Annotated in this window: 19 protein-coding genes; 10 read left to right on the top strand and 9 right to left on the bottom strand. The window is 36.1% G+C overall.

The window, feature by feature from the left end; genetic code table 11:
• Nucleotides 1-39 precede the first annotated feature (39 nt).
• Nucleotides 40-2007: a PQQ-binding-like beta-propeller repeat protein gene (locus tag AN34_RS01530; RefSeq protein ID WP_082468294.1), complete on the bottom strand. Its 1968-nt coding sequence runs from the start codon at nucleotides 2005-2007 to the stop codon at nucleotides 40-42.
• 193 nt (nucleotides 2008-2200) lie between these two features.
• On the opposite strand from AN34_RS01530, the gene AN34_RS01525 reads away from it, so the two are divergent.
• Nucleotides 2201-2917: a DsbA family protein gene (locus AN34_RS01525; RefSeq protein WP_029281563.1), complete on the top strand. Its 717-nt coding sequence runs from the start codon at nucleotides 2201-2203 to the stop codon at nucleotides 2915-2917.
• Between the two features lie 167 nt (nucleotides 2918-3084).
• Here AN34_RS01525 and AN34_RS01520 read toward each other — a convergent pair whose 3' ends face one another.
• The 3 genes from AN34_RS01520 to mfd all read right to left on the bottom strand — a co-directional run bounded on the left by AN34_RS01520 (nucleotide 3085) and on the right by mfd (nucleotide 7868).
• Nucleotides 3085-3303 (bottom strand): DUF3820 family protein, encoded by a 219-nt coding sequence (locus AN34_RS01520; protein ID WP_029281561.1) that lies wholly within the window; start codon nucleotides 3301-3303, stop codon nucleotides 3085-3087.
• Nucleotides 3303-4439 carry an ATP-binding protein gene (locus AN34_RS01515; protein ID WP_029281559.1) on the bottom strand — a complete coding sequence of 379 codons (1137 nt, stop codon included), beginning with the start codon at nucleotides 4437-4439 and terminating at the stop codon, nucleotides 3303-3305. The genes AN34_RS01520 and AN34_RS01515 overlap by 1 nt, the downstream gene beginning before the upstream one ends.
• 90 nt (nucleotides 4440-4529) lie before the next feature.
• Nucleotides 4530-7868, bottom strand: coding sequence for a transcription-repair coupling factor (mfd, locus tag AN34_RS01510; protein ID WP_029281557.1), 3339 nt, complete (start codon nucleotides 7866-7868; stop codon nucleotides 4530-4532).
• Nucleotides 7869-8051: 183 nt separating this feature from the next.
• On the opposite strand from mfd, the gene AN34_RS01505 reads away from it, so the two are divergent.
• The 5 genes from AN34_RS01505 to AN34_RS01485 all read left to right on the top strand — a co-directional run bounded on the left by AN34_RS01505 (nucleotide 8052) and on the right by AN34_RS01485 (nucleotide 12529).
• Complete coding sequence (locus tag AN34_RS01505; protein WP_029281555.1) at nucleotides 8052-8354, top strand: DUF2752 domain-containing protein; 303 nt, start codon at nucleotides 8052-8054, stop codon at nucleotides 8352-8354.
• 5 nt (nucleotides 8355-8359) lie between these two features.
• Nucleotides 8360-8731, top strand: a complete 372-nt coding sequence (locus AN34_RS01500; protein ID WP_029281553.1) for a TM2 domain-containing protein — start codon at nucleotides 8360-8362, stop codon at nucleotides 8729-8731.
• Nucleotides 8732-9053: 322 nt separating this feature from the next.
• Nucleotides 9054-10151, top strand: coding sequence for a Nif3-like dinuclear metal center hexameric protein (locus tag AN34_RS01495; protein WP_029281551.1), 1098 nt, complete (start codon nucleotides 9054-9056; stop codon nucleotides 10149-10151).
• Nucleotides 10151-10894 carry a zinc ribbon domain-containing protein gene (locus AN34_RS01490; RefSeq protein ID WP_029281549.1) on the top strand — a complete coding sequence of 248 codons (744 nt, stop codon included), beginning with the start codon at nucleotides 10151-10153 and terminating at the stop codon, nucleotides 10892-10894. The genes AN34_RS01495 and AN34_RS01490 overlap by 1 nt, the downstream gene beginning before the upstream one ends.
• A gap of 144 nt (nucleotides 10895-11038) precedes the next feature.
• Nucleotides 11039-12529, top strand: a complete 1491-nt coding sequence (locus AN34_RS01485; protein WP_029281548.1) for a tol-pal system YbgF family protein — start codon at nucleotides 11039-11041, stop codon at nucleotides 12527-12529.
• Here the strand turns inward: AN34_RS01485 and AN34_RS01480 are convergent.
• The 5 genes from AN34_RS01480 to rsfS all read right to left on the bottom strand — a co-directional run bounded on the left by AN34_RS01480 (nucleotide 12526) and on the right by rsfS (nucleotide 17177).
• Complete coding sequence (locus AN34_RS01480) at nucleotides 12526-13605, bottom strand: 3-oxoacyl-ACP synthase III family protein (RefSeq protein WP_029281545.1); 1080 nt, start codon at nucleotides 13603-13605, stop codon at nucleotides 12526-12528. The two genes, AN34_RS01485 and AN34_RS01480, sit on opposite strands and share 4 nt — an antisense overlap.
• Nucleotides 13606-13684: 79 nt before the next feature.
• On the bottom strand, nucleotides 13685-13903 hold the full coding sequence (locus AN34_RS01475; protein ID WP_051666150.1) for a response regulator transcription factor: 219 nt from the start codon (nucleotides 13901-13903) through the stop codon (nucleotides 13685-13687).
• Between the two features lie 24 nt (nucleotides 13904-13927).
• The gene (locus AN34_RS01470) at nucleotides 13928-14572 is read right to left on the bottom strand and encodes an LUD domain-containing protein (protein WP_029281538.1); all 645 of its coding nucleotides are present in this window, start codon (nucleotides 14570-14572) and stop codon (nucleotides 13928-13930) included.
• Between the two features lie 94 nt (nucleotides 14573-14666).
• The gene (gene ftsH / locus AN34_RS01465) at nucleotides 14667-16775 is read right to left on the bottom strand and encodes an ATP-dependent zinc metalloprotease FtsH (protein ID WP_036676326.1); all 2109 of its coding nucleotides are present in this window, start codon (nucleotides 16773-16775) and stop codon (nucleotides 14667-14669) included.
• 27 nt (nucleotides 16776-16802) lie between these two features.
• Nucleotides 16803-17177, bottom strand: coding sequence for a ribosome silencing factor (gene rsfS / locus AN34_RS01460; RefSeq protein ID WP_029281534.1), 375 nt, complete (start codon nucleotides 17175-17177; stop codon nucleotides 16803-16805).
• Between the two features lie 44 nt (nucleotides 17178-17221).
• Here rsfS and AN34_RS01455 point away from each other — a divergent pair, with 44 nt between their 5' ends.
• The 4 genes from AN34_RS01455 (at nucleotide 17222) to pfkA (ending at nucleotide 21269) form a co-directional block, all read left to right on the top strand.
• On the top strand, nucleotides 17222-17998 hold the full coding sequence (locus AN34_RS01455) for a biotin--[acetyl-CoA-carboxylase] ligase (RefSeq protein WP_029281533.1): 777 nt from the start codon (nucleotides 17222-17224) through the stop codon (nucleotides 17996-17998).
• 7 nt (nucleotides 17999-18005) lie between these two features.
• Nucleotides 18006-18455, top strand: a complete 450-nt coding sequence (locus AN34_RS01450) for a protein-disulfide reductase DsbD domain-containing protein (RefSeq protein WP_029281526.1) — start codon at nucleotides 18006-18008, stop codon at nucleotides 18453-18455.
• Between the two features lie 146 nt (nucleotides 18456-18601).
• On the top strand, nucleotides 18602-20293 hold the full coding sequence (locus AN34_RS01445; RefSeq protein WP_029281522.1) for a protein-disulfide reductase DsbD: 1692 nt from the start codon (nucleotides 18602-18604) through the stop codon (nucleotides 20291-20293).
• Nucleotides 20286-21269: a 6-phosphofructokinase gene (gene pfkA, locus AN34_RS01440; RefSeq protein ID WP_029281520.1), complete on the top strand. Its 984-nt coding sequence runs from the start codon at nucleotides 20286-20288 to the stop codon at nucleotides 21267-21269. Before AN34_RS01445 ends, pfkA begins: the two co-directional genes overlap by 8 nt.
• Nucleotides 21270-21352: the final 83 nt, after the last annotated feature.

The following is a 21352-nucleotide window of genomic DNA, read 5'->3' as shown; positions in this document are numbered from 1 at the left end:
CAGTAGATATCTCGCTGGCTTTGTGTTGATTTTCGAAACTTATTTCTTAGAAAATACCTTTAGTTCGTTCTTGTAAACATAATAAAGGTTGTCCGTTATATAATCAATTTCATAGATAGGTTTTGTATTATCAATGCTAATCTTATCTACCTCTTCACCATTCGCTTTATTCACTTTTACAAGATAGTTCATCTCATCGCTCTCTCCACGGGCAAAAATAAATGCAAAATCATTGTTTTGTTTTAAGGCTTTAAATCTAGAGTTAATACGGCCAGATACACTAGAATTAATTGAATTAGCAATATCATTATTTAAGATAGATTTGTTTCTTAGCTCTTGTCTGGATTTTTCAGTAAGCAAATAATCATGTATAACATTACCATTACCATCTCTTACCAAATATATTGCTTCAGAGAGCCCTCCTTGAAGACTCGATACCGCACCGAAATACGACATTCCAATTATACTACCAGTTTTAAGCAGTCTTCTGGTTGCAGATCCAGGTTCTTTGTATGTACGTTGAAATTTTATAGCTCCATCTTTTCCCACTCCTATTACTTCATTTTCGCCAGTTAATGATACTCCCCAATCAAATAAACCGATTGTACTTAAAGCTTTGTCATTTTTAACCTTAATTTTAGCAAAGGGTTCTGGCTTTTCTAAAGCCGCAGGGTCAAATTTGTAGAGTTTTTCATCATTGAAAACTAAAAAAGATTTGCTTGCCTCATCAAAAGCATAAAGTAAAGGTAGTTTAGGGTCAAATTTAATATTGCCTTTCCAAATCTTTTTTCCTGTTGTGTAATCCACCATATTTCCGTAAGTACCTGTTAAATAAAGTACTTTATTGTTATCAATTTTATTTAAGAAATATACAGGATCTGTTTTGTCATCACTTATTTCAATAAAATTTTTCCATTTCTGTTTACCATCGCGATCAATCAAACTCATTTCGTTGTCTGCTATATACAGGTAGTCATTATCAACAGCAATAACCTGTTTAATATCATCACCTTTCGCATCTTTCTTCCAAATCTTTTTACCTGAATTATAATCAAAAAAGTTGAATCCATTTGAATGTGCTACTAAAAACTTAGCTCCCCAATCTTCAATATAGGATACGTATTTTGTTGTAATATCTTCTTTAAATAATGGAGCGCCTGATTCCGTATCCAAAGCATTTAATGCTTTTTTTGATGAAATTATACTGCCTGCATTACGCATAGTAATGATGTGTTTTTGATCGTTTGAAAGATAAAATCTATTAACGGCTTCTTTAATTGTCCATATTATTTTGCCATTTTCTTTATCAAGCTTAAACAGGTGATTATTTATTGTCGCATAGATAGCATCACTTGTGGTCACCACTTCATCTTTCGTAGTAAGTTTAGAAAGCCCTAATCCCATACTATTTGCAACTGAATTGGCCAATAATGATTTCAGCATCCCGTCTTTAGTCCCTACAATAGTGTTCCATTTATCTTTACCTGTTATAGGGTCAAAAAGAACACACTTGAAATCTTTACCCTCGGTAACTAAAAATAGAAATTTTTCGTCACTTTGGATATATTGACTTAATACAAGCCTATAATTGGTTGTGCCAGAATTAAATATCACTTTACCATTAAGAGAATTGATAATCACATCTTTCGAATTGATGTTTGCCTGGATGTATGGTGTATTTTCCAGAAAAACTAATTGATCGGTAGACTGAAAAATTTTCAATAAATCTGGATCATTAAGGGCCTGATTAGCATTTATAAGTTTAGTTGCTGTACTCATTTTTCCGATCTGTTCATCAGTCAGGCTCCAATCAATCGTATTTGTCTGGGGGTTAAAGGACGACACCTTATCCGCTTCTTTAACAAGTATATTTCCTGTTAAATTATCTAAGGTGATAGACTGAATTTTGGTATCGAACTTAGCGACGTAATCAGCCTGTCGCTGTGCCAAAGTACTGAAATATAAGCCCGTTAATAGTAAACTTGCAATAAGCGTTTTCTTCATCATAATTAGTATATTTAAATTGATTATTGCAAAATGATGCCATATTTATTTCTTTGATTAGGAGGTGGCATATAGGTCTCTATTTTACGCTTGGGGAAATTTGTCCCATGTTGTGAGATATTATTCCCCTTTGGGAAAGGATAGGTTTTTACTTTCAATTTACCCGCCTTAAATTAGAAGCGATTACTTTTGCTTTATGAAAGTAGAAATTTGGTCGGACGTAATGTGTCCGTTTTGTTATATCGGTAAACGTCACTTTGAGAGGGCCATAGAAAAATTGCCTTTTAAAGATGAGATCATAGTAGATTGGAAAAGTTATCAGCTAAATCCTGAATATCATAATACAAACAATGAAACGGTGTACGATTATCTTTCTAGAAGTAAGGGAATGCCAATTGAGCAGGCTAAGCAAATGACTAAACAGGTAGTAGAAATGGCTACAAATGCAGGTTTATCTATTGATTTTGATACCAATATTCCTGCAAATACCTTTGATGCACACCGGTTAATTCATTTGGCAGCCAAACACGGTTTGCAAGATCAGGCTGAAGAAAAATTGTTTGAAGCTCATTTTGTAAACAGCAAAAATATTGGTGAAACCGATGTTTTGATCAATCTTGCTGAAGAAATCGGGTTGAATCGTACTGAGGCAGAAGAGATTTTAAAAGGAGATCTATTTAGCGAAGCTGTTCGGTATGATATTTATGAAAGCCAGAACTTAGGTATTAGAGGTGTTCCTTACTTTGTAATGGATAGAAAGTATGGTATATCTGGCGCACAACCTGTGGAAGCTTTTACCGATGCGCTTACTCAAAGTTTTACAGAATGGAAAGCCACTCAGCCTAAAACTACGCTTACTTCATTAAATAAGAATGATGATGCGGTTTGTGATGAGAATGGTTGTGAAATATAGGTTTGTTTCCTGCAGATTACACTGATCAATGTAGATTTTTCTGCGTACATCATTTTGATTTGCGGGAATATTATGAACCTCTTCATGTTGAATTTACTTCAGCATCTATTTATAAATTAGATTACGCTCAGGATGATGATTGATTAAGTAATTACGCATAATTTAATTTACTGCTGCTGATTCTTCAAAGGCGTTAACAGGTATTCCAAACCATTAACCCGTATTTCGAACATGGTAGCCATTAAATCACCCAATTTACCTTTCGGAAAGCCTTTGTCTTTATACCAGAGCAGGTAGCTTTCAGGAATATTGCAGATTAGATAGCCTTTATATTTCCCGTAAGGCATTTGCATTTTTACTAAGTCGAGTAATAAGGTAGGATCCATTAAAGTATAAAATCTAAATAGTTTTCTTTGTTAATGATAGAAAATGAAGCGTGTGGATAGTTTTTGGCAAAAAAGCCAGGTATTTTCTTTTTTTGATTACTCCATTTAAAGTCGATTGCCACCATCTCTCCATTTTTAGTTTCAATTAAATCAATTTCCTGCTGGTCATATGTTCTCCAGAAATAATACTGAGCACCTTGTTGTTCGTAGTTGGTTTTTTTTATCCGTTCACTAAACCCATAGTTTTCCCATAAAATACCCTGGTCATTCCGAAGTGATAATAATCTAAAATCATTGATAATGGCATTCCGGATACCATTATCGTAAAAATACCATTTCGAAGATTTGGTAACCTCTTTACGAAGGTTGTTGCTATATCCGCCAATTTTATAAATAATAAATACCTTCGAAAGCAAATCAAGATAACGATCAACAGTATTTTTACTTATCCCTAATGAACGTGACAGTTCATCAATTGATACTTCCGAACCAATTTGCAGGGCAATAAGCTTTAACAAATCGAATAGTTTATTACTATTTTGAATGTTTTCATAAATCAAAATATCCTTTAACAAATATGATTTCACCAATTCTGTTAGGTATTGAGATTTTTCTGCCAACGTTTCTAATTTAAATATTTCAGGATATGAACCAAAAATTAGCCTTTCTTCCAGGTTTTGAGCAGTTTGTAAGCCGTTTTCATTTGGTGCTAATTCTAATTGCGCAATTGGATATAAATAGTAGGTTATACTTCTACCAGTAAGCGGTTCGCCGGTTTGATTAGAAAGGTCAAATGCTGATGAACCACTCGCTATAATCGTTAAATCTTTAAAGCTGTCAATTAGCAACTTTAAAATTTTGCCAATTTCAGGAATCACCTGTGCTTCATCGATAACCAATAGTTTACTATTACCTAAAATTCTTTTGTAGTTAGCTGCAGTTCTGGTAGCAAGCAAGGTTTGAATATCCTGATCCTCTCCGTTTAAAAAAATATATTCAATATTTGCTTCAGCAGTGATTTGTTCAATCAGCCATGTTTTGCCAACCCTTCTTGTTCCGAAAAGTAAAATCACTTTATTCTTCCCTATTTTACGGAGAATAGTTGATTTTAAATATCTTGAAATTTGACTTTGCATAAGTCAAATATAGATAAATTTTGTTAATTCAGTCAGTCGGCTGACTGAATTAACGTTAATTCAGTCAGCCGACTGACTGAATTAAGGTTTTTAATCGATTAGTTCTAAAGTTTGAATGGCTTCTTCAACGGTACTTACATTATCAAAAGCAATGCGTAAAGTATTTTTAACTTCTTTTAAATTACACATTCTTGGATGATTCTGAGCAAAAGTTAAAATTCTGGTAAAGGTATTGGAATCAAAATACTTCGATTGTTTATCACTTAAGAAATACCCTCGCAGGCTATTTTTCTTAAAGCTAATTTTCTCAAAGCCAAGTTTCTTTCCAAACCATTGCAAACGCACCACACTCAACATGGTTTTTACCTGTGGCGGAACCGGACCAAAACGATCGGCTAAATGTTTTTCAAAAATGGCTAGTTCAGCTTCATTGCTTAATTTAGAAAGTTCTGTATACAGGTTATAACGTTCGGTAATATTGGTAATATAGGCATCAGGAATATATAGCTCTAAGTCTGTATCTACCTGTGTGAAGCCAACAAATGGCCGTTCTGGCTCATTCTCAAACAAGCCTTTAAATTCTGCTTCTTTCAGTTCCTGAATGGCCTCATCTAAAATTTTATGGTACATTTCAAAACCTATTTCAGCAATAAAGCCACTTTGTTCGGCACCGAGTAAATTTCCACTACCACGTATATCCAAATCCCGCATGGCCACGTTAAAACCGCTGCCCAAATCAGAAAATTCTTCAATTGCGCTTAGGCGCTTTCTAGCCTCAGATGTTAACGTAGAAAGTGGTGGCGATAACAAATAGCAGAAAGCCTTTTTATTGCTCCTGCCTACACGTCCACGCATCTGGTGCAAATCACTTAGCCCAAACATATGTGCGTGATTAATAATGATCGTGTTGGCATTCGGAATGTCTAAACCAGCCTCAATAATTGTGGTTGCAACTAAAACATCTTTTTCACCATTGATAAAATCAAGCATTACATCTTCGAGGGCATCGCCATCTAATTTTCCATGTGCAATACCAATTCTGGCTTTTGGTACAAGTTTTTGAATCATTCCGCCCAGTTGCATTAAATCATTTACACGATTGTGAATGAAGAAAACCTGTCCGCCGCGGTCTAATTCAAACTGAACAGCTTCCTGAATCAGTTTATCATTAAATACATGCAATTCGGTACTTACCGGTTGACGGTTTGGTGGTGGCGTGCTGATAATAGATAAATCACGGGCGCCCATTAATGAAAAGTGTAGCGTTCTTGGAATTGGTGTAGCGGTTAGTGTTAAAGTATCTACGTTTACACGAACGGCCTTTAAACGCTCTTTAGCAGTTACGCCGAATTTCTGTTCTTCATCAATAATCATGATACCCAAGTCTTTAAACTTCACATCCTTACTGAGCAAGCGATGGGTGCCAATTAAAATATCAACCTTTCCGGCTGCGGCTTCTGCCAGTGTATCTTTAATCTGCTTATTGGTTTTGAAACGATTAATGTAATCTACCGTAACCGGAAAATCCTTCAGCCGTGAAGAGAAAGTTTTAAAATGCTGTAAAGCTAAAATAGTTGTTGGCACTAAAACAGCAGCTTGTTTACCTTCGGCAACTGCTTTAAAAGCTGCACGAACAGCTATTTCTGTTTTGCCAAAACCTACATCGCCACAAACTAAACGATCCATCGGATGTGGCGCTTCCATATCCTTTTTTACATCCTGAGTAGCTTTGAGCTGATCAGGTGTGTCTTCATAAATAAATGAAGCCTCTAGTTCGGTTTGTAAATAACCATCGGGAGAGAAAGCTGTTCCTGCCTGAGTTTTTCTTAAGGCATAAAGCTTAATCAGGTCCCGGGCAATGTCTTTAACTTTTTTTTTTGTAGTTTTTTTAAGCTTATCCCAGGCGTCAGTACCGAGTTTATTCATTTTCGGAACTCCACTTTCCTTTCCGCTATACTTTGCAATGCGGTTGAGTGAATTAATGTTCACATAAAGCAAATCGTTATCGGCATAGATTAAACGAATCATTTCCTGCGTTTTGCCATTTACTTCCACCTTTTCTAATCCGGCATATTTTCCAATACCATGATCAATGTGCGTAACGTAATCGCCTGATTTTAATTCCCGTAAATCTTTAAGGGTAATGGCCTGACTTTTCTGATAACCCTTTTTAAGCTTGTATTTATAGTAACGGTCAAAAATCTGGTGATCTGTATAAAAAGCCGTTTGAATTTGAGGATCAACAAAACCCTCACGTAACATGCTGTTAATTGGGGTAAATTTGGCCGATTTATCTATGTCATCCAAAATGGCATATAAACGTTCAATCTGTTTCGGCGAATCGGTAAAGATGAAATTTACAATTCCAGCTTTTTCATTCTCCTTTAAATTATGAATAAGCAGGTTAAAATCTTTATTAAACGATGGCTGTGGTTTGGTTTCAAATTCAAACCGATCATCCGTTTTATAAAAAAACTGTTTTCCAAACTCCACTAACGGAAAATCGTGTAAATGGTCACCCAGTAATTTTTCGTCACTAAAAGCAAACTTTGGATCAATCCATTCTGGATTTTGTGCCTTATCTGCCAGTGAAAGTGCTTTCCAAAGTTCTACAGCTTTCTTATAACCAGCTTTTACAATATCTAAAGTAAATTCAACATCCTTTAACCAAAGCTGTGTATCCTGATCAATATAATCGAGGATGCTGATGTTACTTTCTGTTAAGAATTTGGCTTGTACATTTGGAACAATCGTAAGAGATTTTACACTATTTACCGAAAGCTGGCTTTCAATTTCAAAGCTGCGGATACTTTCTACCTCATCGCCAAAAAACTCAATGCGAAAAGGCAAATCCGAAGAAAAAGAAAAGATATCTACAATACCACCACGGATAGAAAACTGACCAGGCTCGTAAACAAAATCCCTGCGATCGAAATCATAATCAATTAAAAATTCATTAATAAAATCAATTCCCAGTTTAGCGCCGAGGCTAATTTCCAATGTGTTTTTTTCTAACGCAGAGCGATCGATCACCTTTTCAGCGATGGCTTCTGGATAGGAAACCACAATTTTTCCATATTCCGAATCGTGATTAAGTTCATTTAGTACTTCAGCACGAGCCAATACATTGGCAGTATCTACCTGGGTAAAATCAAAAGATTTACGGTATGATGAAGGAAATAGTAAAACCTGTTTATCCAAAACGCTCTCAAGGTCAGATTGAAAGTAAGCAGCCTCTTCCCTATCCGGAAGAATGAAAAGCATTGGTTTATGAAGTAAAAAGTAAGAAGAAAGTGCAACAATGGCATCGGCAGAACCCACCAATCCCTTTAATTGTATCTTCGGGCTTTTAGTACTGTTTAACGCTTTGGTAAACTCAGTTACCCGATCGTCGGTTTTATATCTGTTTATTAAATCACGAATATTCAAGGCACAAAAATAAGCTTATCTTTAATATTAACCTGCAATTTTGTTAAAGGTTTTTTAAGTTTGTGCTAAGTTTGTTCGGGTGCAGGTACTGATTCGTCGGATTATATCTGCAGTTTGTCGAATAGGCGTCCATCCATGTAACAAAGCAAGTTTCAAATCCTCTAAAATACATAAATTGAAAGCATGAAATACATTAAAAACTTCCCGTTAGAACTAACGTTCTGGGTAGTGGCTTTAGTGTTACTGGCAACAGCAAATGGTCATGAGCATCACTTTACACTTTGTCCGCTTGCCAATTTAGGCTATGAGGGCTGGTGTCCTGGGTGTGGATTGGGCAGGTCAATCAGCCATATTTTTCATGGTGAGTTTACCGAAAGCTTTTCCGAACATTGGTTCGGGCTTCCGGCACTTTTAATTATAGTTTATAGAATTTATACATTAATCAGAAATAAGAGAAAATTTAAAACTTTAACCTTAAATACATAGAAACCATGGATATATTTCAATCACCTTTAATGTCGTTACCAGGTATAACGCCAGAAGAATATGCTTATTTACAACAAGCAACAACAGGTTTAAATGAGCAGCAATTGCGTAATTTTTTAATGATTTACGGCAGCAGAAGAAAACAACCTTCAGAAATTTTGTTACTGGCCTTAATTGGTTTTGTAGGCTTCGCCGGGATACACAGATTCGTCATCGGACAAATTGGAATGGGTATTTTATACTTCTTTACTGGTGGTTTGTGTATGATTGGAACCATTGTAGATGTAATTAACCATAAAAGCCTGGCATTTGAATACAATCAAAAAGCTGTTTTTGAAAGTTTGCAAATGGTAAGAATGGGCGGTGGATTTCAATAAACGCTAAATAGCATTTTTAAAGCCCTTTAAACAAAAGACTTAGTAAATATGATTATAAATTTTGAAAAGCAAAGACAGTAATACTTTTTAACGTTTGTGCCGATATACACTATAAGTCCGCACCTGATGAAGAATCGGGTTTGCGGGCTTTTTGTTTCTACCGATGAGTGTTTCCATTGCTGCACAGTAAAATGGAGCGATCTTAAAAGTATCCATCTTGAAGATTTAACTTTGCTGAGCCTTGCGGGTTTCAATAGGTTCGAAATAACAATTTGGACAATATTCCTTTTAAACAAAACCCGAAATATTCTATATTTATACCATGAAATTAGCCGAAATCACCAATTACTTAGAAAGTATTGCACCGTTGAATTATCAGGAAGATTATGATAATTCGGGTTTAATTGTGGGCGATCCAAATATGGATATTCGAGCAGCCCTAGTTGCCTTAGATTGCATTGAGGCCATTGTTGATGAAGCCATTTCTACAGGTTTTAATCTGATTATTACCCATCATCCCATTATTTTTAAGGGATTAAAAAAGTTAAATGGAAAAACCTATATAGAACGTGTGGTACTGAAGGCCATTAAAAATAATATTGCTTTATATGCCATACATACCAATTTAGATAGTGTACATACTGGTGTAAATGCCCGCATTTGCGAACGCCTCAGCCTAAGTGGTACAAAAGTACTTTCGCCTAAGGCTGGGTTGTTAAAAAAACTGGTTACTTATTGCCCACATGCGCAGGCAGAACAATTGCGTTCAGCTTTATTTTATGCAGGCGGTGGAAGTATTGGGAACTACAGTGAATGCAGCTTTAATGCGGATGGTTTTGGAACATTTAAAGGCAATGAAGATTCTGATCCTTACGTTGGTGAAAAAGGCGTTCGTCACCAGGAAGCAGAAACCAGAATTGAAATGGTTTATCCCGCTCAGACCGAAAGAAAAATTTTGGTTGCGTTGTTTGAAAATCATCCATACGAGGAAGTAGCTTACGATATTTATAAATTGGAAAATAAACACGAACAGGTTGGTTCGGGCATGTTGGGCTGGTTAGAATATGACATGGATGCTTACGACTTTTTACACCTGGTGAAAGATAGGATGCATGCAAAAGTGGTGAGACATACTGCTTTAACCGGAAAAAGAATTAAAAAAGTAGCTGTTTGCGGGGGTTCCGGAAGTTTTCTGTTAAAAGAAGCGATTGCCGCTGGCGCAGATGCTTTTATTACCGCTGATTTCAAATACCATGATTTTTTTGATGCGGAAGAAAAAATCATCATTGCCGACATCGGACACTTTGAAACTGAACAATTTACCTCAAATTTATTGGTTGAAATTATTCAGAAAAAATTTACTAACTTTGCAATCCGTTTAACGGAGCAAAATACAAACCCCATAAATTACTTGTTTTAATGGAACAAACCGTAGAACAAAAGCTAAAAGCTTTATACGAATTACAGAATATCCACACCAAAATTGATAAAATCCGTCAGGTACGTGGCGAATTACCAATGGAAGTTGCCGACTTAGAAGATGATGTTTTAGGATTAGAAACCAGAATTTCAAAAATTAAGGCCGAACTTGATGATCTGGAAGATTCAATCGTAACGCGTAAAAACACGATAAAAGATGCGCAGTCTTCCATAAAAAAATATGATACTCAATTAAAAGAAGTTAAAAATAATCGTGAATACGATGCTTTAACTAAAGAAATTGAGATTCAAGGCTTGGATATCCAGGTTTCTGAGAAAAAAATTAAAGAGCACGGTTTTGAAATTACTTCAAAAACTGAAATCTATGAAGCTGCAAAAGCTGAATTAGAAGGAAGAAGAAAAGATTTAGAAATTAAAAAAGGTGAGCTTGATGTAATCACAGCTGAAACTGAAAAAGAAGAGCAGGATTTACAAAAGAAAGCAGATAAGGCAGAGCCTCAAATTGAGGAGCGTTTATTGGTAGCTTATAAACGCCTTCGCAAAAATGCAGTGAATGGTTTAGCAGTAGTAACTATTGATCGTGATTCATGTTCAGGATGTTTTAACCAGATTCCACCTCAACGCCAATTAGATATTCGCCAGCGTAAAAAAATTATTGTTTGCGAGCACTGCGGTCGTATCTTGGTTGATGAAGCTTTAACTCATGAAGTTGCAGAAGGTTAATCAGAACTTATAGAAATTTTTTTAAAAACGTCCCGACAAAATCGGGACGTTTTTTATTTATGTATAAAACAAGAAAAACATTCTAACGTTTAAGTCTTATTCATTTATCGCTCAGGCCATCAATAAATTAAAATATTACCACAAATGACTAAAATACAGCGTTTCACTGTTCTTTCTGCGCTATTCATATTTCATACTACCTCCCTCTTTGCTAACTTTGATTTTAACAGCAATTGCCTGAAGGCTTATAAAAGTATATTCGAGTTAAAGCTTGGCAATGCCAGAGCTTATATTTCAACTGAAAAGAAACAACATCCTAATAACGCTATTATTCCCCTGTTGGAAAACTATGTTGACTACTTTACTTTGTTAACCTCAGAAAGTAAGTCAGATTTTGATCGATTGAAAGGCAATAAGTCAGCACGTTTAGACCAGATTAGTGATGACGATAAGAATTCACCGTATTATCTATATGCGCAAGCCGAAATCAATTTGCAATGGGCGCTAATTCGCGGCCGTTTTGGTGAGTATTTTAATGCAGCAATGGAGGTTAAAAAGGCCAATAGTTTATTACAGGAGAACAGAAAAAAGTTCCCTGATTTTCAACTTAATTTTAAGGGGTTAGGCCTGATTAATGCTGTTCTGGGCAATCTTCCTGATGGGGTATTAAAAACAACACTCTCAACCTTTGGTATTAAAGGGAATCTTCAGAGTGGTCTTGATATGTTTGAAAAGCTGGCTGATTATTTGCCAAAATCATCTTATGACCCTTTTTATGATGAGGTGGTTTTTTATTATGCCTATGTACTAACAGATGTTGCCCATAGCCCATCAGCCTATGCTAAAACAATGAAATATACAAAAAGTATAGCTGATACGAGTCTTTTAAAAAGCTACTTACAAAGTTATGTTTGTTTAAAAAATGCACATAATGATGAAGCGATACAGATTCTAGCCAGAAAGCCTGAAGGGGGCATTTATCAACCCTTTCCTTATCTTGATTACTTAGAAGGCATTGCTCACTTAAATAAACTCGATCTTAATGCTAGTGTTTATTTTAACCGATTTTTACAGACGAACAAAGGCGTTAACTGGGTTAAGGATGCCAATCTTCATCTAGCTTGGATAGCGCTTTTAAAGGGAGATAAATCTGCTTATAATAGTTATGCAAATAAAGCGGTAAATAATGGTTACCTCTACAATGAAAAGGATAAGCAAGCTAAGAATGAAGCCTCTGCTCCTGCTCCTCCGGTAGATTTGTTAAAAACAAGATTGTTATTTGATGGTGGCTACTTAACAAGGGCATTACAAATTTTAGCAGATAAAAAGACATTAGATTATTCAAGTGATAAGGATAAGGCAGAATTTAACTATCGTTTGGGCAGGGTTTATGATGGCTTAAATAAAGATGATCAGGCTATAGTCGCCTATCAGGAAACGATTAATCAAGGTAAAGGCTTAAAATATTATTTTGCAGCAAATGCTGCAATGCAAATGGGTAAAGTATATGAAAGAAAGAAGAATGTTGCTAAAGCAAGAGAGGCTTTCAATACTGCCATTTCCATGAAAAACCATGAATATGAAAGCAGCATTGAAAGCCAGGCTAAAGCAGGACTAAAAAGGTTGGGTAATTAAAACCTATACACAAAGGCATTGATATGCATCCCTGCACCTACTGATGCAAAAACAGCAACATCTCCTGCTTTAACCTTATAATCTTTAACTTTACCCTTTAAAACTAAATCTAACAGTGTAGGTACTGTAGCAACGGAACTGTTGCCCAGCCAGGAAATGGTCATTGGAACCAGATTCTCCGGAACTGTATCTTTGCCATAAAGCTTAAATAAACGTTTCATTATTGCCGTATCCATCTTGCCATTGGCCTGGTGCACAAAAACAATATTCACATCTTCTACACTTAATCCGGTCTTATCAATTGCCTTTTTTATAACTTGAGGAACCTGAACCACTGCAAATTCGTACAACTTACGTCCGTTCATTTTCAAATAGAGATTACCATTTGTTTCTTCCGGATGCGCACCTTTGCCCATCGTAAGTAAATTACCATAGTTAACCGCATGGGTTTCTGTTTTATGTGCGATGATCCCTTTCTTTTGGCCTTCCTCTTCTTTGCCCTCAAAGATTACTGCGCCGGCACCATCTGAAAAAATCATGCTGTCACGGTCATGTGGATCTATAATTCTGCTTAAAGTTTCTGCACCAACTACCATAACCCTTTTGGCATCTCCACTTTTAATAAAATAGTCAGCCTGTATAGAACCCTGAACCCAACCCGGGCAGCCAAATATAATGTCATAAGCTACGCAGTCTGGATTTAAAATACCCAATTGTTGCTTTACCTTTGCGGCTAGTGATGGAAGAATATCCGTCCGATTACTGCCTAAAGGAATGTCTCCAAAATTATGGCAAAAGATGATGTAATCTAATGTTTCTTTATCGATCCCTGCGTTTTCAATAGCCTTTTCTGCTGCTTTAGCACCAATATGGTTGCTCAACTGCTGCTCGCCAACGTATCTTCGTTCTACGATTTCGGTGATCTCAGAGAATTTGTGAATAATCTCAGCCGGATCTTTTTCGATGCGGTTTCCATTTTCAAAAAAAGTTGAATTTAAGAATTCATTACCAGAAATTATATTTTCAGGAATGTAACTCCCTGTACCGGTTATTACCGTATTTATTGCTTTGCTCATAAATTATAATACCGCATACTAAAACGGTATGTAGTATAAAAATATCAATTATATTCGGATAACGAAAATAAATAAATTTTTAGCGATGCTTATTTTCTATCGCAAATTTTAATAATCCGCTTTTGCCAGTTACATTTAACTTCTGAACCATGTTTTTACGGTGTGTATCAACCGTATTTAAACTAATAAATAATTTTTCGGCAATTTGTTGTGAAGTGTAATTATCACTAATTAGGGAAAGTATTTCCGTTTCTATTGAAGAGATATGGCTTTCTGAAAAAATCTCTGATGTTATCATTTGCTGATGATTGAGCAATTAAACTTAACTTAAATCATCAATCATAAATACAAAAAGTTCTTTCGGACCATGGGCACCTAAAACCAGTGTTTTTTCAATGTCTGCGGTTCTACTTGGGCCTGTAATATTACTGATCATGGAAGGGATTTGATTACCATATTTGTTCTTCAACAGTTGAAAACCATCTTTAAGATCTAATACCAGCTGACTGGTTTTAGCAATTACAATGTGGTGGTGCGGAAAAATACTCAGTCTTCTGCCGGCAGCGCCCTGGTTACTCACCATCACGCTTCCATTGCGGGCAATCAAAGCTTCACAAAGTGTAATACCGACTTCTGCCTGCTCAAAATCTTTATCTGTCTGGTAAAAAGGAAATTCATATTTCGTTAAAAAATCCTGAAGTTCGGGTTCCCAGCAATATATTTTGCGCCACCTGAACTTGTCGGCCAGCTGTAGCATATTTTCAAAAAAATCAATCCCATCTTCACAAAATATAAAGTTACCAGATATCGCTGTTAATTGCTCGGCAAATAGAATTTCGAGCTCATCTGTATTCTTTTTATACAACTGGCTCTCTTCCAAGTTTGGATAAGGATTTTCACGCTTTTCTAAAAGTGCTTTTCTTATTTTTTTTAAGATCTGCTCTTTTGCTGTCGTATTATCTTTCATAGGGATAAAAAAATGAACCCTTGAACTTTTAAAGGCTCAAGGGTTCAAACTTATGTATAATTGTGTTGATATGCAATTTAACGCATAGCCACTATTACTCTTTTTCTGATGCCGGATTTAAACCATTAACCTCTTTGTTAATATCAGTATCGCTCACACCGTCATGTATCAGTCCTTCAGCTGCAGGGCTTTGATCACCCGTTCCATTTACGAATTCATCATAAGTTGTACGCGTATCAAACGGGCGTTTACCCAAAATTTCTTCTAAATCAGCTTGGAATAAAATCTCTTTTTCTAATAATTTTTGTGCTAATTTTTCTAAACCCTCTTGTTTGTCTATTAGTAACTGCTTGGTTTTGATATACACATCACCAATCAATTTACGAACTTCAACGTCGATCAATTCTGATGTTTTTTCAGAATATGGTTTGTTAAAATTATATTCATTCTGAGGATCATGGAAGGAAACATTTCCTACCGCTTCATTCATTCCATAAATACTTACCATGGCATATGCAAGCTTGGTAATCCGCTCTAAATCATTCTGTGCGCCGGTAGAGATTCTACCAAAGGTAATATCCTCTGCAACGCGCCCGCCCATTGTCATACACATACCGTCTGTTAATTGCTCGGTAGTATATAAAAATTGTTCTTTAGGTAGGTATTGAGCATAGCCTAATGCAGCTACTCCACGAGGAACAATGGAAACTTTAACCAATGGATCTGCGTGCTCCAGGAACCAACCTGCAATAGCATGACCAGCTTCATGATAAGCAACGATTCGTTTTTCTTCAGGAGAGATAATTTTGTTTTTCTTTTCTAAACCACCAATTACACGGTCAATGGCATCTTGAAAATCCTGCATATCAACTTGCTCTTTGTTTTTACGTGCAGCAATTAATGCAGCCTCGTTACAAACATTGGCAATTTCAGCACCAGCAAAGCCTGGTGTTTGCGCTGATAACTTTTTAGCATCTACTTCTTCTGCAGTTTTAATAGGCTTTAAGTGAACATTAAAAATATGTTCACGGCCAACTAAATCTGGTTTATCAATAGAAATTTGTCTATCGAAACGACCTGGACGTAAAAGAGCAGAATCCAATACATCAGGACGGTTAGTTGCTGCCAGAATGATAATGCCCGAGTCCGTTCCGAAACCATCCATTTCAACCAGCAATTGATTTAAGGTGTTTTCACGCTCATCATTGCCACCCATTACACTATTCTTTCCACGTGCACGGCCTATGGCATCAACCTCATCAATAAAGATAATACAAGGTGCCTTGTCCTTCGCTTGTTTAAACAAATCTCTAACACGTGATGCACCTACACCCACAAACATCTCCACGAAATCTGATCCAGATAGAGAGAAGAATGGTACCTGTGCTTCGCCTGCTACAGCTTTCGCCAATAAAGTTTTACCTGTACCAGGAGAACCAACTAATAATGCTCCTTTAGGAATTTTACCGCCCAGGTTAGTATATTTTTTAGGGTTTTTAAGGAAATCGACAATTTCCATCACCTCTTGTTTGGCTTCTTCTAAACCAGCAACATCATTAAATGTAATGTTTACCTGACTTTCTTTGTCAAACAAGGTTGCTTTTGATTTACCAATACTGAAAATCTGACCTCCGCCAGCTCCACCACCGCCCATGCGGCGCATCATGAATATCCAAAAGCCGATTAAAAGCAGTAATGGAAGACCAATGTTAACCAGTAAACCCATAAATGGATTGCTGCGGCTGTCTTTTTCTGCCAGAATTGGTTTTTGCCCGGCAGGAAGGTTTTTTTGTGATTCGGCCAATTGCTTGTCCAATCCATCCATCGTACCGGCATTGAAATATACCGTTGGGCCTGTATTTACAGCAGAAAATGTACCTGTACTTTTATATTTTTTATACTCAGGTTTGTTTTTTAGTGCCTCAGGCTTAATATAAACCTCTACCTTTACTAAATCTTCTGATCGATAAGCAACCAAGCGTTCTACATCTCCGGTTAAAAGCATTTTGCTTTCAAACTCCGGGTAATCTACTTTTTTGCCACCATCACCTGAAAATAATAGTTGAGCTGCAATAACAGCAATAATGATAGCTGCATAAATCCAGAAAACATTAAACTTTGGCCCTTTTTGTGGTTTTTTAGGAATGTTAGGTATTTTTCTTCCTATTTTTTTACTGTCGTTTATATTCTGATTATCGTTCATTGTCTTGTTCAAAATGGTTCTAATAGGTTATGCGCTTTGGTAATTTGTACTTTCAGCATCTCCCCACAATTCTTCTATGCCATAAAAGTGGCGCTTTTCTGTTTTAAAAATGTGTACAACCACATCAAAATAATCGAGAATAATCCAGTCAGCAGATTCTTGACCTTCCTTATGTCTTGGATCGGCCTGGGTGGCCTTATATATCTCTTTTTCTACACTATCTGCAATTGCTTTAACCTGAGTGCCAGAGTTGGCACTTGCTACAATAAAATAATCAGCTACTGAAGTGTGAATATTTCTAAGATCTAACCGCACGATATCTTCTCCTTTTTTCTCTTGTATGCCTTGTACAGCTAACTCAGAAAGGTAAGTAGAAAGGGCTACTATTTTCTTTTTTACCATTAAAATGCTTTAATTTGGGAATTACAATATTATAAATTCAACACTTGCAAAATAACACTTTTTCGACACTATTTGTTGGTCAAAATTTAATCAAATTAAAAGAGGTTGATTCTACTAATAACTTTTTAAAGGATTTAGTGTCAAAATCCGAGCCATTAGCCGAGGGTACTGTTATTATGGCAGATAATCAGTTTTCAGGAAGAGGACAACAGCAAAGTGTCTGGCAAACTGAAGCGGGTAAAAATATCAGCATGAGTATCTACCTTAAACCTTCTTTCTTGCCTTTGCAGAAACAATTTTATTTAAATATTGCCGTTAGTTTAGCCGTTAGTGATGTTTTAGATGCATTTATTGCAGGGTACATAAAGATTAAGTGGCCTAATGATATCTATTATTTGAATAAAAAAATGGGTGGGATTCTTATTGAAAACACACTGACAGGGAGTGCATTTAAATCTTCTGTTATTGGCATTGGTTTGAATATTAATCAGCTAAACTTTCCTGATCAAATTAGCAATAGGGCAACCTCGCTCATACAGATTTTACAAAAGGAAACTGATTTGATATACATTTTAGAGAAAATTTCCATCTTTATAGAAAAATATTACCTGATCTTAAAATCTGGAGGGTATGATATTTTACAGAAAAATTACCTAAAACGATTATACAATTTTAATATTAGGGCATCCTACCTAGATCATGGAAAGGTTTTTGAAGGAACCATTACAGGAGTAGAAGACGGTGGTCGTTTGGTGATGCATACAGATCATGGACTTCGAGCCTTCAATTTTAAAGAAATAGAATTTATACACACAAAATAAACACACAATGAAAAAAATCACTCTAGCGCTATCTCTGGTATTATTTACCATTGCAGGAGCGTTTGCTCAAATTGAAAAACCCGTAACCTGGTCTTATGCGGCCAAGAAGGTTAGCAAAACAGAAGCTATTCTTTATTTAAAGGCAACTATTGAAGATAGATGGCATATTTACTCTCAAAATGTGAAAGATGGCGGACCAGTTAAAACTACCTTTACCTTTTCTCCATCTAAAGATTTTTCTTTGGTAGGAAAAACCTCAGAACCAAAGGCCATCACAAAATATGAAGATACCTTTAAAATGAATGTGAGCTATTTTGAGAAAACAGTAATTTTTCAGCAGAAGATAAAATTAAATAAAGCAGCCACAACAGCTAAGGGTAAGGTAGAGTTTATGGTTTGTAATGACAGGCAATGCCTTCCTCCGGAAGAGATCGAATTTAGCATCCCGGTTAAGTAATTGATTACAAAATATTTATAACAGTCCCGACAAAATCGGGACTGTTTCTTTTTAAAGTAAAATCTAGGTGTCTTATTCCTTTAAAGATTAATCATTTATAAAATAATGCTTAATTTCACGGCTTCAAACACACACGAAACACACAAATGAAAAAGGTTTTATTATTGTTATTAATGGCTGCAATGTTTTTAGCCTTGCCAGCCGTTAAAAGTTATGCTTTGGCTATCCAGGATACCACAGCTTCAGCTCCACCTGATGATATGGTATTCACTGAAGTTGGATCCGCACAGGATAGTGCAGCCAATGAAATTGTTAAAGATTCTATTAAAAAGGATACGGTTAAGGCGACCGTGCCACTTAAAAAAGCTGTTGATCAGGAAAAACTAACACTTTGGCAAACTTTTATTAAAGGATTATTATTTGGTTTTGCGGCGATTTTAATGCCTTGTATCTTCCCAATGCTTCCCTTAACTGTAAGTTTTTTCACTAAAAAAGCAGGGAGCAAAAGCAAAGCTGTTGGTCAGGCTATAATCTATGGCTTATCAATTATTGTAATATACGTGGCTCTGGGGATGTTGGTTACCATAGCCTTTGGTTCTGATGCACTTAATGCACTTTCTACTAACGGTATTTTTAATGCCTTTTTCTTTTTAATGCTAGTTGTTTTTGGTGCATCTTTTCTAGGTGCGTTTGAAATTACTTTACCAAGTGCATTTGTAAATAAAATTGATGCAAAATCTGATAAAGGCGGATTAATGGGTATATTTTTCATGGCCTTTAGTTTGGCTTTGGTTTCATTTTCTTGTACCGGACCTCTAATAGGTACCCTATTGGTAGATGCAGCATCAAAAGGCGATAGATTAGGCCCGGCAGTTGGTATGTTTGGGTTTTCATTCGCTTTAGCAATTCCATTTGCTTTGTTTGCCTTGTTTCCTTCATTGTTAAAATCATTGCCAAAATCTGGCGGCTGGTTAAACAGTGTTAAAGTTGTACTTGGTTTTATTGAGTTGGCTTTTGCTTTTAAATTTTTATCTAACGTAGATTTGGCTTATCATTGGAATTTGTTGGATAGAGAAGTTTTCCTGGCGATATGGATTGCAATATTCACTTTAATGGGAATATATTTATTAGGTAAAATTAAATTCTCTCATGATAGTGACTTACCCTATCTATCTGTTCCACGTACATTTCTAGCCATCTTAGTATTTGCCTGGGTAGTTTATTTAGTGCCAGGAATGTGGGGGGCCCCATTAAAATCCATCAGTGCTTTTTTACCTCCTACAGCAACCCAGGATTTTGATTTAAATAATTTAACAGCCGCACCACCCGTTTCAAGTGCTAAAACATCTATAAAAGAAAAAAAATACGCAGAGTTGTTTCATCGTCTAACACCCAAGGGATTTGACCCTTATTATGATTTTGAACAAGCAAAACAGGCATCTAAAGAACTCGGTAAACCAGTTTTAATTGATTTTACGGGCTGGAATTGTGTAAATTGCAGAAAAATGGAAAATAATGTCTGGTCAAATGCAGAAGTTGCGAAAAGATTAAAGAATGATTTCGTAATGGCTGAGTTAGTTGTTGATGACAAGACAGAACTACCAGTAGAGGAACATTATATTTCTACATTCAGCAAAAAGAAGATAAATACAATCGGGAAAAAGTGGAGTGATTTTCAGGCGGCAACATTTAACAGCAATTCTCAACCACAGTATGTAATTGTTGATGGAGACGGAAATATTCTTGTACCGCCACAAGGAGCTGATTATGAGCCTGAAAACTACATTAAATTTTTAGATAACGGAAAGGCAGCTTTCCAGAAAAAAACAAATGAGTAAGATAAAGAACATTGGTGTTTTAACCTCTGGCGGAGATTCGCCAGGCATGAATGCCGCAATCAGAGCCGTAATAAGGGCCTCCATTTATTACGACATAGAAGTAACCGGATTTATTCGTGGGTATGAAGGATTAATCAATAATGATTTTATTCCTATGGATAGAAAATCTGTCGCAAACATTATACAACGTGGCGGAACCATTTTAAAAACAGCGAGAAGTGAGTCTTTCAGAACAGTGGAAGGAAGAAGGGTAGCTTATCAAAACCTGAAAGAAAGAGGCATTGATGCTTTAGTTGTGATTGGTGGAGATGGAACATTTACTGGTGCAAATGTATTTGCGAAAGAATTTGATTTTCCAATCGTTGGCTTACCTGGAACAATTGATAATGATTTAGCCGGAACAGATTTTACTATTGGTTACGATTCGGCAATCAATACCGTAATTGATGCTGTAGACCGCATCAGAGATACGGCAGAATCTCACGATAGACTTTTCATTGTAGAAGTGATGGGCAGAGATTCGGGTTTAATTGCATTAAGAAGTGGCATTGGTGTGGGTGCGGAGGCCATTATGATTCCTGAAGCCAATATGAATGCCGATGATATTTTACATAAATTAGAACATAGCCGAAAAGATAAAGCGTCCAAAATTATTATTGTTGCAGAAGGCGATGAAAATGGAGGTGCATTTAAAGTAGGTGAAATTTTGCAGACAAAATACCCTCATTACGACACGAAAGTTTCCGTTTTAGGGCATATTCAACGTGGAGGAAAGCCAACCTGTATGGATCGTGTATTGGCAAGCCAGTTAGGGGTTGCTGCAGTAGAGGGTTTAATAAGCGGGGAAAGAAGTGTAATGGTTGGGCAAATGAACAGGGAGATTGTGTTTACACCTTTTGATCATGCCATTAAACATATTGATGCAGAAAAAGTAAGTTCGAAGTGGTTAAAACTAATTGATATCTTATCTTTTTAAGAATCAGATCATGCTAAAAAAGAAAAGTCTTTCCCGCACCGGAAAGACTTTCTGTTTTTGCTTAGTTTCGCTATAAGCAATTT

The organism is Pedobacter sp. R20-19 (assembly GCF_000708265.2).
GTDB lineage: Bacteria > Bacteroidota > Bacteroidia > Sphingobacteriales > Sphingobacteriaceae > Pedobacter.
Note: the sequence above shows the minus strand (reverse complement) of the source record. Positions and strands in the feature narration are given on the sequence as shown.

Bases quoted from the DNA above. Each gene is read 5' to 3' on its own strand.
- AN34_RS01530 (WP_082468294.1), bottom strand. From the start codon at position 2,007: ATGATGAAGAAAACGCTTATTGCAAGTTTACTATTAACGGGCTTATAT.
- AN34_RS01525 (WP_029281563.1), top strand. From the start codon at position 2,201: ATGAAAGTAGAAATTTGGTCGGACGTAATGTGTCCGTTTTGTTATATC.
- AN34_RS01520 (WP_029281561.1), bottom strand. From the start codon at position 3,303: ATGGATCCTACCTTATTACTCGACTTAGTAAAAATGCAAATGCCTTAC.
- AN34_RS01515 (WP_029281559.1), bottom strand. From the start codon at position 4,439: ATGCAAAGTCAAATTTCAAGATATTTAAAATCAACTATTCTCCGTAAA.
- AN34_RS01505 (WP_029281555.1), top strand. From the start codon at position 8,052: ATGAAATACATTAAAAACTTCCCGTTAGAACTAACGTTCTGGGTAGTG.
- AN34_RS01500 (WP_029281553.1), top strand. From the start codon at position 8,360: ATGGATATATTTCAATCACCTTTAATGTCGTTACCAGGTATAACGCCA.
- AN34_RS01495 (WP_029281551.1), top strand. From the start codon at position 9,054: ATGAAATTAGCCGAAATCACCAATTACTTAGAAAGTATTGCACCGTTG.
- AN34_RS01490 (WP_029281549.1), top strand. From the start codon at position 10,151: ATGGAACAAACCGTAGAACAAAAGCTAAAAGCTTTATACGAATTACAG.
- AN34_RS01485 (WP_029281548.1), top strand. From the start codon at position 11,039: ATGACTAAAATACAGCGTTTCACTGTTCTTTCTGCGCTATTCATATTT.
- AN34_RS01480 (WP_029281545.1), bottom strand. From the start codon at position 13,605: ATGAGCAAAGCAATAAATACGGTAATAACCGGTACAGGGAGTTACATT.
- AN34_RS01475 (WP_051666150.1), bottom strand. From the start codon at position 13,903: ATGATAACATCAGAGATTTTTTCAGAAAGCCATATCTCTTCAATAGAA.
- AN34_RS01470 (WP_029281538.1), bottom strand. From the start codon at position 14,572: ATGAAAGATAATACGACAGCAAAAGAGCAGATCTTAAAAAAAATAAGA.
- ftsH (WP_036676326.1), bottom strand. From the start codon at position 16,775: ATGAACGATAATCAGAATATAAACGACAGTAAAAAAATAGGAAGAAAA.
- rsfS (WP_029281534.1), bottom strand. From the start codon at position 17,177: ATGGTAAAAAAGAAAATAGTAGCCCTTTCTACTTACCTTTCTGAGTTA.
- AN34_RS01450 (WP_029281526.1), top strand. From the start codon at position 18,006: ATGAAAAAAATCACTCTAGCGCTATCTCTGGTATTATTTACCATTGCA.
- AN34_RS01445 (WP_029281522.1), top strand. From the start codon at position 18,602: ATGAAAAAGGTTTTATTATTGTTATTAATGGCTGCAATGTTTTTAGCC.
- pfkA (WP_029281520.1), top strand. From the start codon at position 20,286: ATGAGTAAGATAAAGAACATTGGTGTTTTAACCTCTGGCGGAGATTCG.